This is a genomic window from Alphaproteobacteria bacterium (assembly GCA_030740435.1).
Taxonomy (GTDB): Bacteria; Pseudomonadota; Alphaproteobacteria; order UBA2966; family UBA2966.
On sequence record JASLXG010000033.1, the window covers coordinates 1 to 13,589 of the forward strand.

The 13,589-nt window shown below is 65.8% G+C and carries 14 protein-coding genes and 1 tRNA gene; 11 read left to right on the forward strand and 4 right to left on the reverse strand.

The genetic code is table 11. The features are described 5' to 3' along the window. Positions 1–136: 136 nt before the first annotated feature. Positions 137–1,117 (reverse strand): 2-hydroxyacid dehydrogenase, encoded by a 981-nt coding sequence (locus QGG75_03860; GenBank protein ID MDP6066377.1) that lies wholly within the window; start codon positions 1,115–1,117, stop codon positions 137–139. Between the two features lie 69 nt (positions 1,118–1,186). Here QGG75_03860 and QGG75_03865 point away from each other — a divergent pair, with 69 nt between their 5' ends. The 5 genes from QGG75_03865 (at position 1,187) to QGG75_03885 (ending at position 3,743) form a co-directional block, all read left to right on the forward strand. Beyond that, a complete protein-coding gene (locus QGG75_03865; protein MDP6066378.1) occupies positions 1,187–1,783 on the forward strand; it encodes a nuclear transport factor 2 family protein in 597 nt (198 codons plus the stop codon). Then, positions 1,780–2,631 (forward strand): HAMP domain-containing sensor histidine kinase, encoded by an 852-nt coding sequence (locus QGG75_03870; protein ID MDP6066379.1) that lies wholly within the window; start codon positions 1,780–1,782, stop codon positions 2,629–2,631. Before QGG75_03865 ends, QGG75_03870 begins: the two co-directional genes overlap by 4 nt. Positions 2,632–2,687: 56 nt before the next feature. Continuing rightward, positions 2,688–2,969 carry a glycosyltransferase gene (locus tag QGG75_03875; GenBank protein MDP6066380.1) on the forward strand — a complete coding sequence of 94 codons (282 nt, stop codon included), beginning with the start codon at positions 2,688–2,690 and terminating at the stop codon, positions 2,967–2,969. Positions 2,970–3,083: 114 nt separating this feature from the next. Then, on the forward strand, positions 3,084–3,407 hold the full coding sequence (locus tag QGG75_03880; protein MDP6066381.1) for a type II toxin-antitoxin system RelE/ParE family toxin: 324 nt from the start codon (positions 3,084–3,086) through the stop codon (positions 3,405–3,407). A gap of 36 nt (positions 3,408–3,443) precedes the next feature. After that, positions 3,444–3,743 (forward strand): helix-turn-helix transcriptional regulator, encoded by a 300-nt coding sequence (locus QGG75_03885; GenBank protein MDP6066382.1) that lies wholly within the window; start codon positions 3,444–3,446, stop codon positions 3,741–3,743. A gap of 284 nt (positions 3,744–4,027) precedes the next feature. On the opposite strand, the gene QGG75_03890 is transcribed toward QGG75_03885, so the two are convergent. Continuing rightward, positions 4,028–4,101: transfer RNA gene (locus QGG75_03890), tRNA-Gln, on the reverse strand. 127 nt (positions 4,102–4,228) lie between these two features. Here QGG75_03890 and QGG75_03895 point away from each other — a divergent pair. The 5 genes from QGG75_03895 (at position 4,229) to QGG75_03915 (ending at position 9,868) form a co-directional block, all read left to right on the forward strand. After that, a complete protein-coding gene (locus QGG75_03895; GenBank protein MDP6066383.1) occupies positions 4,229–5,233 on the forward strand; it encodes a Ppx/GppA phosphatase family protein in 1,005 nt (334 codons plus the stop codon). A gap of 344 nt (positions 5,234–5,577) precedes the next feature. After that, on the forward strand, positions 5,578–6,231 hold the full coding sequence (locus QGG75_03900; GenBank protein MDP6066384.1) for an RlmE family RNA methyltransferase: 654 nt from the start codon (positions 5,578–5,580) through the stop codon (positions 6,229–6,231). 65 nt (positions 6,232–6,296) lie between these two features. After that, positions 6,297–7,001: a transglutaminase family protein gene (locus tag QGG75_03905; GenBank protein MDP6066385.1), complete on the forward strand. Its 705-nt coding sequence runs from the start codon at positions 6,297–6,299 to the stop codon at positions 6,999–7,001. A gap of 85 nt (positions 7,002–7,086) precedes the next feature. Continuing rightward, positions 7,087–8,550 (forward strand): IMP dehydrogenase, encoded by a 1,464-nt coding sequence (guaB, locus tag QGG75_03910; protein ID MDP6066386.1) that lies wholly within the window; start codon positions 7,087–7,089, stop codon positions 8,548–8,550. Positions 8,551–8,575: 25 nt separating this feature from the next. Continuing rightward, a complete protein-coding gene (locus QGG75_03915) occupies positions 8,576–9,868 on the forward strand; it encodes an RsmB/NOP family class I SAM-dependent RNA methyltransferase (GenBank protein MDP6066387.1) in 1,293 nt (430 codons plus the stop codon). Here QGG75_03915 and QGG75_03920 read toward each other — a convergent pair. Then, positions 9,795–11,129 carry a Xaa-Pro peptidase family protein gene (locus QGG75_03920; protein MDP6066388.1) on the reverse strand — a complete coding sequence of 445 codons (1,335 nt, stop codon included), beginning with the start codon at positions 11,127–11,129 and terminating at the stop codon, positions 9,795–9,797. The genes QGG75_03915 and QGG75_03920 overlap by 74 nt on opposite strands. A gap of 100 nt (positions 11,130–11,229) precedes the next feature. Further along, complete coding sequence (locus QGG75_03925; GenBank protein ID MDP6066389.1) at positions 11,230–11,997, reverse strand: aldolase/citrate lyase family protein; 768 nt, start codon at positions 11,995–11,997, stop codon at positions 11,230–11,232. Positions 11,998–12,087: 90 nt separating this feature from the next. On the opposite strand from QGG75_03925, the gene guaA reads away from it, so the two are divergent. Further along, a partial coding sequence (gene guaA, locus QGG75_03930; GenBank protein MDP6066390.1) for a glutamine-hydrolyzing GMP synthase occupies positions 12,088–13,589 on the forward strand: 1,502 nt, incomplete at its 3' end.

Consider the following 13,589-nt stretch of genomic DNA (forward strand, 5'->3'; position numbering starts at 1 on the left):
ACCGCAGCGATGATCCGAGACCGAAGAGCGAGAGGATGACTGCACCCCATCTGGTAGCCTCCTTTGATACGAACACAACATCATGTGGAGACACCAGTGAATCAGCACATCCGATTCAATGCAATCTTGAAATGCTCTAGGTTTGTTGGCCGGGAAGCACCGGATCGTTCACCGCCAAGCCCTGGTTCCATTGCTTGAGATTGTCCACCACGGCCCGGGACATCATCTCGCGGGTGTGGTGGGTGCCGGAGCCGATGTGGGGCAGCAGGACAACCTGCTCCAGCGCCATCAGCTCGGCCGGCACATAGGGCTCGTGCACGTAGGCATCCAGACCGGCGGCCGCGATGACCTTGTTTTCCAGCGCCGCAATGAGCGCCGCTTCGTCGACCACCGTGCCCCGCGAGACATTGAGCAGAACCCCTTCCGGTCCCAGAGCCTGCAGCACGGCGCCGTCCACCAGGTTCCGGGTCTCCTCGCCGCCGGGCACGATGACCATCAGGAAATCGACGGCCCGGGCCAGTTCCAGGGTCGATGCGGCGTAAGCGTAGGAGACGCCGGGCTGGCGCTTGCGGCCGTGGTAGAGGATTTCCAGGCCGAAGCCCTCGGCGCGGCGGGCCACGGCCTTGCCGATGCGGCCCAGCCCCAGGATGCCCAGGCGTTTTCCGCGCAAGGTGGCGCTGAGCGGAAACATGCCCCCGGGCCAGCGCCCGGCGCGCAGGAAGCGGTCGGCCTGGGGGATCTGGCGCACCGTGCCCAGCAGCATGCCCATGGCCGTATCGGCCACCTCCTCGGTATTGACGTCGGGGGTATTGGTGATGGTGATGCCGCGCTCATAGGCGGCGTCTATGTCGATATGGTCGCAGCCCACACCCAATACAGCGACGATTTCCAGGCTGGGAAAACCATCGAGAAAGGCGCTGTCGACGGCCACGGTGCTGACGTGGCCCGAGCCCACCATGCCCACCGCCACGGCGCGCAACTCTTGCGCCGTCACGCCGGGAAGGTCCTGGACCGGCGTGAAATCGTCGATCTGGCGGAGCTCGAAGAGTTCCTTCAATTCGGCGTCGGGGGCGCCGAACAATCGTCCGATCAACAGCAACTCGGCCTTTTTCGGCATTTTTTCCAGGGATTTGCCAGGGATTTGGTTGATTATGGAAATCGCAGCCAACTTAGGGGAGGGCCGGGCGTGGAACAAACCGAAAATGCCCCGGAGGCACGGCTGGAAGACCGCTTCCAGATCGAACAGATCCTGCGCCGCTGGGCCCGGGCCGTCGATCGCCGCGATTGGGACTTGGTCAGCGGCGTTTTTCATCCCGGTGCCTACGACGACCACGGCATGTACAAAGGTGATATCGATGGCCTGGTCGAGTGGCTGAAGGTACGCCACCGCTCGATCACCATGTCGATGCATGTGCTGGGTAATGTTTTCATCGAATTCGCCGGCCCGGATTCTGCGCTCTGCGAAAGCTACGTGGTGGCCTACCAACGCTACGACGCCGCACCCGGCGACGACATGACGCACCTGCGGGCGGCGCTGGGCGAGCAGGTGGAGCGCTCCGATCTCCCCATCGAGGTCTGTATGCCGGCCCGCTATGTCGATGCCTTCGAGAAGCGCGAGGGGGCCTGGCGAATAACGCAGCGCACCACGATATTCGAGGGCCGTTATCTGCTCGCCGGTGCGGGCGGCGCTTTGGATCCCGCCTGGACCGTGGGGCAGCGGGATGCGTCCGATCCCCTATATGTGGCCCGCCGGAGCGCCGGCCTGGCGGCGAGCACAGCGTGAAGAGCAGTCGTTTCGCCGTCGCGGTTTTGGTCCTTTCGGTATTCGCTGCGGGACCGGCCGCCGCCGCGGATTACTGGCCCACCGAGGCCTGGCGCCGGTCGACGCCCGAAGCCCAGGGCATGCGGTCGAAGCCGCTGGCCGATATGCTGGCCCGGATCCGGGAACGGGGCTGGCGCATCGACAGCGTCACCGTGGTGCGCAACGGTTATGTGGTCCTGATGCAACAACAAATGTTCGGACCGGTGGGCGACCCCCACTACGCGGACTATACGGCGAGCATTCACGAAAGCGGAGAGCACCTGCTCTCGCTGATCGGCGAGATTCTCGACCTCTCGAAGATCGAGGCCGGCCGCGTCATCCTGAATGAGCGTGATGTCGACGTGGCCGCCATGATCGGACGTTGCCTTTTCATCATCAACGAGCGGGCGCGGGAGGCCGAACTGGATCTCCGTGCTGACATCGCCGATGCTTTGCCAACGCTTCGGGCCGATGAACGCATGGTCCGGCAGATGCTGCTCAACCTGCTTTCGAATGCGGTCAAGTTCACCGAGAGCGGTGGCCAGGTCACGGTGGCTTGCGAGTTGGCAAAAGATGGTCGTTTGAGGATTTCGGTAAGCGACACCGGGATCGGCGTTGTCGCCAGCGACATTCCGAAAGCAATGTCGACGTTCGGTCAGGTTGACGGAGCGTTGAACCGAAAATACCAGGGCACGGGGCTGGGCCTGCCTTTGGTGAAGTCGCTGGCGGAGCTGCACGGCGGCGGTCTCGAGTTCGACAGCCTGATCGGCGTTGGCACCGAAGCTACCATCTGGTTTCCCCAGGAAAGGGTTGTCGCAGGCCTGCCGTGACCCGGTGAGAAATGCGGGCTAGGTTTGCGCTGGTGGCAACCAGCGGCGGAGCGCTCATGACGGCAACAGGCGAGGCGACCCCCGAGGTTTCGCTGGTCGTCGCCATGTTCAACGAGGCCCAGAACATAGAGGCCTTTCTTGACCGCGCCCGCGCCGCCCTGGCCGGGGTGGGCAGCTGGGAAATCATCTGCGTCGACGATGGCAGCAGCGACGACGGCCTCGGCCGTCTTTTGCAGCAACGCCAGCGCGACCCGCGTATCCGCATCGTCGAGCTCTCGCGCAACTTCGGCAAGGACATCGCCCTCACGGCCGGCCTCGACCACCCCGAGCGAAGATAACTGAGCTACCCCAGCGACCATACCGCAGCAAAAAAGGACGCCCGAATCGCCCTGCGAAAGCCGCGGAAGCTTTAGGCGGTTTGCGCCATATGCCAATTATGCTATATAGTATTTATGGCATGGAGGGTTGGAACGCTCAACGCCGTCGTCGACAGCGAGCTTGAATCCCTGCCGCTGGACATGCAGGCCCGATTCCACTGGATCGCCGAGCTCATCGAGAGCAAGGATCTTGCCAGAGTAGGGATGCCCCATGTCGAGCATTTGGACGGAAAGATTTGGGAAATCCGCATGTCGGGACGGGACGGAATCGCCCGTGCGCTTTACCAGACCGCAAGCGGACAGCGAATCGTCGTGCTGCGTGTCGTTATCAAGAAAACCAACAAAACGCCGCGCCGGGAAATTGAATTGGCCAAGGCACGGGCTCGGCAGATCAGCTGACCTGGAAACGTCTGAATCGCAACGGGGAAAAGGATCATGACCAGCCTGCGCACGCTCAAGAAAAGAGCCATGAAGAAACCCGGGTTCCGCGAGGCCTACGAAGAACTGAGGCCCGAATACGAACTTGCAGCCCAACTCATCGATGCCCGGGCACAAGCCAAGATGACGCAGGAAGAGGTTGCCAAACGCATGCGCACCACCCAGTCCGTCATCTCGCGCATCGAATCCGGCAAGGTCAAACCCACCTGGCCCACCATCCAGCGCTACGTGAAGGCGGTCGGTGCCGAGCTCAAGGTGATCATTGAGCCGGCAAAACCCCGGCGCCGGTCCGCCTGACGATCCGTTTTCGGCGCCGAAAACTCCCCATATTCCGAACTGTCGGCAGGCGTGAACGCCTACGTCTCTGCGGGCCGAATGGGCCTGCCGGATTGGGCAAGAAAGTAGGCTATCTCAACCATTGTCCAGGTGTCTTGCCGGCAATATTTCCTCAGGTTTTGTTTCTGGGCAGCCTTCCTGGCGGCAAGAAACCATGACGCCATGAATTTCATTGCAGCGCAGCATGACTCCAGATTGCCGGCCACACGAGGACGGTTAACAGTTTGATTTTATGGGGTGAATCTTGGCTGGGGGACAGGGATTCGAACCCCGATTACCCGGTCCAGAGCCGAGCGTCTTACCGTTAGACGATCCCCCAGCAGGGAAATCGCACTTGCGCCAAAACATATGAATGCCCCCACCCCTTGTCAATAAAGGGGGACGGGCTAAAGTTGGGGCAAACCATGGAGGCATGACGCGCCCGGGCGCGGTGCGAGGGGAGAGGGGTGAACCAGAGCCTAGCCAAGTCCCGGCCGCGGCGTCGCACCTATGCGGCGCTCGATCTGGGCACCAACAATTGCCGACTGCTGATTGCCCGGCCCCAGCGCCAGGGCTTTCGCGTGGTCGATGCCTTTTCGCGTATCGTCCGCCTGGGCCAGGGGGTGGCGGCTTCGGGCCGGCTGGACGAGGAAGCCATGGCGCGGACCATCGCGGCGCTGGGCATCTGTGCCGGCAAGATGCGGCGGCGCGGCGTCGACCGGGCCCATTGCATCGCCACCCAGGCCTGCCGCTGGGCTCGGAACGGTGGTGAATTCCTGGCCCGCATCGAGGCCGAGACCGGACTCGCTTTCGAGATCATCGAGGCCGAGGCCGAGGCTTCGCTGGCTCTGGCCGGCTGCGCCTCGCTGCTCGACCCCGACTGCGGCCGCGCCCTGGTCTTCGACATCGGCGGCGGCTCGACGGAATTGACCTGGGTCGGCATCCTGCCGGGCGCCGAGCCCGAAGTGCTGGGCTGGACCTCGCTGGAGCTGGGCGTGGTCAACCTTTCGGAGGACTTCGACGGCCGCCAGCCGACACCCGAGGGTTACGCCGCCATGGTGGCGCGGGTGGTCGAGGGGCTGGAGCCTTTCCGCGCCGAGCTGGGCTCGGACCCCGAAGGCCTGGACGGCTCGGCCCACCTGCTCGGCACTTCGGGCACGGTGACGACGCTGGCCGCCGTTCATCTGGGCCTGGAGAAATACCAGCGCGAGCGCGTCGACGGCGCCTGGATGGCACTCGGCGACATCGCCGGCGTGGCCCAGCGGTTGGCCGGCATGAGCTACGACGAACGTGTGGCGCATCCCTGTATTCGGCGCGGCCGGGCCGATCTGGTGGTGGCCGGTTGCGCCATCATGGAGGCGATCTCCAGGCTCTGGCCCATGCGGCGCCTGTGTGTCGCCGACCGGGGTTTGCGCGAGGGCATGCTGCTGGCCCTGATGGCTGCCGACGCTAGTACCCACTTGCGCAAATAGATGGCACGTCTGAGGGCCATGAAGGACCACAGATCGGACCATGTGCTAGGAGCGTGGCCCGCCGTGATGGTGGATACCACACCCCCCTGGCACAAGGACCGCGGGACGACGTCCGATGGTCCTTCATGGCCGCCCTCCGGGTCGCTTTTCCGGCGCGGGGGCGGGCCGCAGCAGCGCTTGCCGATGGGCCCGCATCGGCGGCCCGCAGCGTCCTACCCACAGCGCCGGCAAAGCGATCGGACGTACCATCTATTTACGCAAGTGGGTACTTGGCCGTGAACGGGCGGCGAAAGCCGGGCCGATCGGGCGGGACCAAGCGCCCGGGGGGAGGCGGCGGGCGCAGCTTGCACACCCGGGTCAAGACGGCGCGCGGGCGCAAGGTCTCGTCGACACGCTGGCTCGAGCGCCAACTCAACGATCCTTACGTCGCCCAGGCCCGGGCCGACGGTTTGCGCTCGCGTGCCGCCTACAAGCTGATCGAGCTGGATGATCGGTTCCAGCTGCTGCGCCCGGGCGCCCGGGTGGTCGACCTGGGGGCGGCGCCGGGCAGCTGGAGCCAGGTGGCGGTGGAGCGCGCCGGCTGGGTGCTGACCGTCGATAAGGCGGAATTCGACCCCGTGCCGGGAGCCCAAAACTTGCTGCTGGATCTGGCCGACGAGGCCGCCCAGGAGGCCCTCGAAGCGGCGGCCGGCGGCCCGGTCGACGTCGTGCTCAGCGACATGGCGCCGGCCACCAGCGGCCACCAGAGCACCGATCATCTGCGCATCGTCGCCCTGGCCGAAACCGCCTGGGAACTGGCCGAGAGCCTTCTCGCGCCAGGCGGAAGCTTCGTCGCCAAGGTCTTCGCCGGCGGCACCGAAGGTGAGCTGCTGGCCCGGCTCAAGCAGCGCTTCGACAAGGTGCGTCACGTCAAGCCCCAGGCCAGCCGCCGCGATTCGGCCGAGGTCTACGTCATCGCCACGGGCTTTCGTGGCTCCGAGGGGAGCGGCGATACTTGACCGCGGCCTGGCTCTGTGAGAAGTCGGGGCTAGCACCATCCCGTGCCGCAATAAGGGCGTTTTTCATGAGTGACCCAGCCCAGAACGAAGATTTTTCCCGCTATCTCGAGCCCGGCGATCTGATCGACAGCGACCATGACGAGATCGTCGCCTATGCGCGGGCCGCCGTGGGTGACGCCGAAGACGATGTCGACAAGGCGGTGGCGCTTTATTACGCCGTGCGCGACGACATTTTCTATGACCCCTACGAGATCCGCCTCACGCCGGAGGGTCTGCGCGCCTCGCGCTGTCTGCGCCGCCGCCGCGGCTTTTGCGTCACCAAGGGGGCGCTGCTGGCGGCGGCGGCCCGGGTCGTCGGCATCCCCTCGCGGGTCGGCTACGCCGACGTGCGCAACCATCTGGCCTCGCAGCGCCTGACCGATCTCATGGAGAGCGACGTCTTCATCTACCACGGCTACACCGACCTTTTCATTGGTGGCAAATGGGTCAAATCGACGCCCGCCTTCAACATCGAGATGTGCGAACGTTTCGGCGTGCTGGCGCTGGAGTTCGACGGGCGCGAGGATTCGCTCTTCCACCCCTTCGATGCGGCCGGCGGCAAACACATGGAATACCTCAAATTCCGTGGCGACCACGCCGACGTGCCGGCCCAAGAGATCATCGACGCCTTCACCGCCTTCTACCCCGAGGCCTACAACGAGAGCCTGGGCATCGACGGCGACTTGCTGGCCGAATACGAGGCCGAGCAGGCGGCGAAAGGCGCCGGATAGAAGCCTTTTCCAAAAGCCCCACATGTCTGCTGTCATTGCTGGTCTTTCCATGTTATAGACCGCGCCACCTAGCCCCGGAGGGAACATGGAGATACAAGAAGCCTATACCTTCGACGACGTTCTCCTGGTTCCCGCGGCCTCGACGATCCTGCCTGCCGACGCCGACACCACGACCCGCCTGACCGCCACCATCGACCTCAACATTCCGCTGATCTCGGCCGCCATGGACACCGTGACCGAGGCCTCGCTGGCCATTGCCATGGCCCAGGCCGGCGGCCTTGGCGTGATCCATCGCAACATGGAGCCCGAAGCCCAGGGTGACGAGGTGCGCAAGGTCAAGAAGTTCGAATCCGGCATGGTGGTCAATCCCGTCACCATTGGCCCCGAACAAAGCCTGGCCGAGGCGCTCGAGCTGATGCAGCACCACCGCATCTCGGGCATACCCGTGGTGACCAGTCCGGGTGGCGCCCTGGTCGGCATCCTGACCAATCGCGACGTGCGCTTCGCCACCGATACGACGCAGCCCGTGAGCGAGCTGATGACCAAGGACGGCCTGATCACCGTCGAGGAAGGCGTCGGCATCGACGAGGCCAAGCGGCTGTTGCACCAGCACCGCATCGAAAAGCTGCTGGTGGTGGATGACCAGCGCCGCTGCATCGGCCTGATCACGGTCAAGGACATCGAGAAATCGCAGCTCAACCCCAACGCCTGCAAGGACGAGCAGGGCCGGCTGCGGGTAGCCGCCGCCACCAGCGTCGGCGCCCAAGGGCTGGACCGGGCCGAAGCGCTGATCGAAGCCGGCGTCGACGTCGTCGTGGTCGATACCGCCCACGGCCACTCGCGGCGCGTGCTCGATACCGTCAACAGCATCAAGGCCTTCAGCAACTACACCCAGGTGCTGGCCGGCAACGTGGCCACCGGCGACGGCGCCCGGGCCCTGATGGACGAGGGCGCCGATGCCGTCAAGGTCGGCATCGGGCCGGGCTCGATCTGCACCACCCGCATCGTCGCCGGCGTCGGCGTGCCGCAACTGACGGCGCTCATCGACACCGTCGAGGCCTGCCGCGAGCGCGGCGTACCGGTTATCGCCGACGGCGGCATCAAATATTCCGGCGACCTGGCCAAGGCCATCGCCGCCGGTGCCGATTGCGCCATGATCGGCTCGCTGCTGGCCGGCACCGACGAGGCGCCGGGCGAGGTCTTCTACTACCAGGGCCGGTCTTACAAATCCTATCGCGGCATGGGCTCCGTGGGCGCCATGGCGCGGGGCTCGGCCGATCGCTACTTCCAGGAAGACGTCCAGGACAGCCTCAAACTGGTGCCCGAGGGCATCGAGGGGCGGGTGCCCTACAAGGGTCCGGTAGGCGGCGTCATCCATCAGCTGGTGGGCGGCTTGCGCGCCGCCATGGGCTATACCGGCAACGCCACCATCCCCGAGATGCATGGCAATTGCCGGTTCCGACGCATCTCCGCCGCCGGCATGCGCGAGAGCCACGCCCACGATGTCGCCATCACCCGGGAATCGCCGAACTACCCGGTGCAGACCTGAAGCAGGGCCCAATTTTGCTATTGCCATGAGGCCGGGGCCCCGCACCCAGGCGGCAATCGAGCTGCTCGAAGCCATTGCCGCCGAGCCCCCATCCGGCGGCCGGCCGGCGGACCGGGTGGTGGCCGAATGGTTCCGCCGCCGGCGCTACGCCGGATCCAAGGACCGCAGGGCCATCTCGGGTCAGGTCTACGCCGTGCTGCGCCGCCGGGCCGAGTTCGAGTGGCTCTTGGACCAGGCCGGCGTGGAAGCCACGCCGCGCCGATTGGTGCTGGGCTTGACGCTGGGCGAAGGGCTGGATGCGGCCGAACTCTTTGACGGCAGCCAATACGGTGCGGCGGCGCTGAGCGCCGAGGAAACCGCCTTCTGTCAGGCACCGCCCGATACCGGCGCCATGCCCGACTGGGCCCGGGCCAGCTTTCCGGCCTGGCTCGAGCCCGGCTTGCGCACCCAATTCGGCGACGACCTGATAGCCGAGATGGCGGCGCTCAATCAACGCGCGCCGCTCGATCTGCGCGTCAACACGCTGAAGGCCGACCGCCAAGCCGCCCTTGAGGCCCTGGCCGGCGAAGACATCGCCGCCCAGCCGGGCCCCTGGTCGCCGCTTTGCCTGCGCCTGGAGAACCGCGAGCGCATTACCCATACCCGGGCTTTTCGCGAAGGCCTGGTCGAGGTGCAGGACGAAGGGGTGCAACTGATCGCCCTGCTGGTGGCGGCGGGCCCGCGTCAGCAGGTTGTCGATCTGGGCGCCGGTGCCGGCGGCAAGACCCTGGCGCTCTCGGCGGCCATGGCGAATTCGGGCCAGATCTACGCCCTGGATAGCGACCCCAGGCGGCTGGGCCGCATGAAGGAACGCTTGCTGCGCGCCGGCACGCGCAATGTCCAGAGCCGGGTGGTCGAGGAGGAGGGCTCGTTCGAGGACCTGGTGGGCGCCGCCGACCGGGTGCTGCTCGATGCACCGTGTTCGGGCTTGGGCACCTGGCGGCGCAATCCCGACTTCAAGTGGCGGCTGACAGCCGAAGTCCTGGCTGCCGAGGTGACGCGCCAGCGGCACCTGCTGGAACGGGCCGCCACCCTGGTCAAGCCCGGCGGCCGCCTGGTTTACGCCACCTGTTCGCTACTGGCCGCCGAGAACCGCGAACAGGCGGAATGGTTCGCCGCTACCCAGGCCGATTTTCGCCCGCTTGCCGTTGCCGAGGTCTGGCGCGACGTCATCGGCGGCTCCTGCCCAACGACCGACACCACCCTCATGTTGACGCCGCTGCGCCACGGCACCGACGGCGTCTTCGTCGCCATCTTCGAACGCCTGGCGAGCGCCTGATCCGTCTCAAAGCCAGCTTTCCTCGAGCGGATAGGACGATAAACAGCGCGAGCCCTCGGGCGTGATCAGAACCTGTTCCTCGAGCTTGACGCCCTCGCGGCCGCCTTCGCTGCCGATGAAGGGATTCGACGCACAACGTCATGCCGGCCTCCAGCATGCCGTCGGAGCCTTGGGCTGCGAAATCCTGGATGTGCTTCAGCGCCGGGTACTCGTCGGCCAGGCCGACGCCGTGGATCAGCGAGGGGTAGCGGGCCGAAAGGTATTCGTCGGGGATGGGCCAGGCTTTCTCCGAATACTCGCGAAAAGTCACGCCCGGCTTTAGGAGCGCCATGTTGTGCTGCAACTGGTCGTGGGCCGCGGCATAAAGGGTTCGCTGGGTGTCGTCGGGCCGGCCCTCGCCGCAGCGCCACGAGCGCGAGATGTCGGAACAGTAACCATAAGGTCCGATCAGGTCGGTATCGAAGCTGACCATGTCGCCGGCCTCGATGACGCGCATCGAGCATTCACGGAACCAGGGATTGGTGCGCGGCCCCGACGACAGCAGACGGGTTTCGATCCATTCGCCGCCCAGCGCGATATTGGTCTCGTGCAGCTTGGCCCACAGGGCGTTTTCCGTGATGCCGGGCTCCAGCTTCTCTCGCATCGCTGTCATGCCGGCCTGGCAGACCTCGATGGCCTTCATCATCAGGGTGAGTTCGGCGTCGTTCTTGATGGCCCGGGCGTGTTCGGTGACTTCCTGGCCTTCGACCACTTCGAGGCCCTGGGCGCGGATGGCGTCGATGCCCAGGTGCGACAGCCGGTCGACGGCCAGGCGCCGGTTGCCATGCCCGTGAACCCGCATGAGATCGGCCAATTGGGCGGCAAATTCCCGGGCCACGTCCTCACCGTTCTGGGCCGCGGCAAAGTAATAAAAGGACGGCATGACGCGGTACTCGTCGATGGTCGGCAGGCCCTCGGCGAGGTGCGGCAGATCGGCATAGTCGAACAGCACCACCGGCCCCTCGGCGGCGATGAAAACGCAGCGGGTCTCATAGTGCGAACACCAGATCTGCATGTTCGTGGCATCGGTGGCGTAGCGCGTGTTGACCTGGTCGAAGAGCAAGATGGCGGCAATGTCGCGCGCCCTGAGTTCGGCGCGAACGCGTTCCAGGCGATAGAGCCGGACGGCGTCGAGATCGACCGGCGGCTGGCTGAATTCCATGGCGCCGTGCTGGCGCGGCGCGCCCTTTTGGTAAACCGAAACGGCGGCATTGAGCGGCATGACCTTTCCCCCTCTCCTCACCACGGTCTTGTTTTCCCGATATCCCTTTATGGCTGCCAAGGCCAATCGAAATCTTTGTTCGCCGGATCGAGTTCGCCGCTTACCCGTTCATGGCCTCGTCGATCAGGTCCCGGCTGCCGTCGCGCAGCAGCCAGACGTCGGCCGCCGGCGCCACGAAGTGGTAACCGCGTTCGAACATGGCCCGGGCACCGGCGCCGTCGAGCGCGATGCCGGCCAGCCATTTGCCCGCTTCCAGCACCACCTGCTCGCCGGCCGCGATCAAGCCCGCCACCTCGGGGTCGTCGAAGGCGCCGGGCTTGCCCAGGTCGGCGGACAAGTCTCCCGGACCCATCATCAGCATCTCGATGCCCTCGGTGGTGGCAATGGCTTCGAGGTTCTCGAAGCCGGCGCGGGATTCGATGATGGGGCAAATCAAGAGGTTGTCGCCGGCTTCCGCGGCATAGTCGGCGACCCGGCCGTAATCGGCGGCCCGGGCAAAGGGGAACCCCAGGCCGCGCCGGCCGCGCGGCGGATAGTGGCAGGCGGCGACGGCGGCCCGGGCCTCGGCGGCGCTTTGCACGTTGGGCACGACGATGCCCTCGACGCCGATGTCGAGCACGCGTTTGATGTAAACGGCGTCGTTGCTGGGCACCCGCACCAAGCCGGCGCAGCCGCTGGCGGAGATGGCCTGCAGGGCGTGAACCAGACCGGGCAGATCGGAACCGCAATGTTCGTGGTCGATGATCAGCGCGTCGAAGCCGGCCTGGGTCAGGTTTTCGGCCACCGAGGAATCGGTGGAAAAGACCCAGCAGCCCAGTGCCGGCTGGCCCGCGGCGAGGCGGGATTTGAGGGGGTTTTGGCGATACATGGTGGCTCCTTCAGGCCGTCACGGACGGTCTTTAGTCTAGCGCAGATTGGCGGCTGGACAGGACCCGGCCGCACCGATAGGTTCCGGCGCATGAGCGACCGCATTCTGATCGTCGATTTCGGCTCCCAGGTCACCCAATTGATTGCCCGGCGCGTGCGCGAGAGCGGCGTCTATAGCGAGATCGTGCCCTTCCAGAAGGCCGCCGAGGTGCTCGACGACTTCGCACCAAAGGCGGTGATCCTGTCGGGCGGCCCGGCCTCGGTGCTGGATGCCGGTACGCCGCGGGCGCCCGAGCGGATCTTCGAGCTCGGTGTGCCGGTGCTGGGCATCTGCTATGGCCAGCAGGCCATGGTGGATCAGCTCGGCGGTCGCGTCGAAGCCGCCGAGCACCGTGAGTTCGGCCGTGCCTTCGTCGAGATCAGCGGCGATTGCGCCATCTTTGACGGCGTCTGGCGGCCCGGCGAGCGCCAGCAGGTCTGGATGAGCCACGGCGACCGGGTGGTCGACATCCCGGCTGGTTTCCGCGTCGTCGCCACCAGCGAGGGTGCGCCCTTCGCCGCCATCGCCGACGACGAGCGCCATTTCTACGGCTTGATGTTCCATCCCGAGGTGGTGCACACGCCCGAGGGCGGAGCGTTGCTGCGCAACTTTGCGCTGGGCGTGGCCGGCTGCCGGGGCGATTGGACCATGGCCGCCTTCCGCGAGACCGAGATCGCCAAGCTGCGGGCCCAGGTGGGGGCCGGCAGGGTGGTTTGCGGTCTTTCCGGCGGCGTCGACTCATCGGTGGTGGCGGTGCTGCTGCATGAGGCCATCGGCGAGCAGCTGCGCTGCATCTTCGTCGATACCGGCCTGCTGCGGGCCGGCGAAGCGGACCAGGTTGTGGAGCTCTTTCGTGGCCACTACAACATCCCCCTGGTGCACTGCGACGCCGCCGAGCTCTTCCTCGGACGCCTGGCAGGCGTCGACGATCCCGAACGAAAAAGAAAAATCATCGGCACCGCCTTCATCGAGGTCTTCGAGGCCGAGGCCGACAAGCTGGGAGGGGCCGAGTTTTTGGCCCAGGGCACGCTTTATCCCGACGTCATCGAATCGGTCTCCTTCACCGGCGGCCCCAGCGTCACCATCAAATCGCACCACAACGTCGGCGGCCTGCCCGAGCGCATGAACCTGGCCCTGGTCGAGCCCTTGCGCGAACTCTTCAAGGACGAGGTGCGCCGGCTGGGCCATGAGCTCGGGCTGCCCGACGCCATGATCGGCCGCCATCCCTTCCCGGGACCCGGCCTGGCCATCCGCGTGCCCGGCGAAGTGACGGCGGAAAAGGTCACTATTTTGCGCCAGGCCGATACCATCTACCTCGATGAGATCCGCCAGGCCGGCCTCTACGACGAGATCTGGCAGGCCTTCGCGGTGCTGCTGCCGGTCAGATCCGTCGGCGTGATGGGCGACGAGCGCAGCTACGAATACGTTTGTGCGCTGCGCGCCGTGACCTCGACCGACGGCATGACGGCCGATTTTTTTCCTTTCGAGCACGACTTTTTGGGGCGCGTGGCCAGCCGCATCGTCAACCAAGTCAAGGGTATCAACCGGGTGGT

Bases quoted from the DNA above. Each gene is read 5' to 3' on its own strand.
- QGG75_03860 (MDP6066377.1), bottom strand. From the start codon at position 1,117: ATGCCGAAAAAGGCCGAGTTGCTGTTGATCGGACGATTGTTCGGCGCC.
- QGG75_03875 (MDP6066380.1), top strand. From the start codon at position 2,688: ATGACGGCAACAGGCGAGGCGACCCCCGAGGTTTCGCTGGTCGTCGCC.
- QGG75_03880 (MDP6066381.1), top strand. From the start codon at position 3,084: ATGGCATGGAGGGTTGGAACGCTCAACGCCGTCGTCGACAGCGAGCTT.
- QGG75_03885 (MDP6066382.1), top strand. From the start codon at position 3,444: ATGACCAGCCTGCGCACGCTCAAGAAAAGAGCCATGAAGAAACCCGGG.
- QGG75_03905 (MDP6066385.1), top strand. From the start codon at position 6,297: ATGAGTGACCCAGCCCAGAACGAAGATTTTTCCCGCTATCTCGAGCCC.
- guaB (MDP6066386.1), top strand. From the start codon at position 7,087: ATGGAGATACAAGAAGCCTATACCTTCGACGACGTTCTCCTGGTTCCC.
- QGG75_03915 (MDP6066387.1), top strand. From the start codon at position 8,576: ATGAGGCCGGGGCCCCGCACCCAGGCGGCAATCGAGCTGCTCGAAGCC.
- QGG75_03920 (MDP6066388.1), bottom strand. From the start codon at position 11,129: ATGCCGCTCAATGCCGCCGTTTCGGTTTACCAAAAGGGCGCGCCGCGC.
- QGG75_03925 (MDP6066389.1), bottom strand. From the start codon at position 11,997: ATGTATCGCCAAAACCCCCTCAAATCCCGCCTCGCCGCGGGCCAGCCG.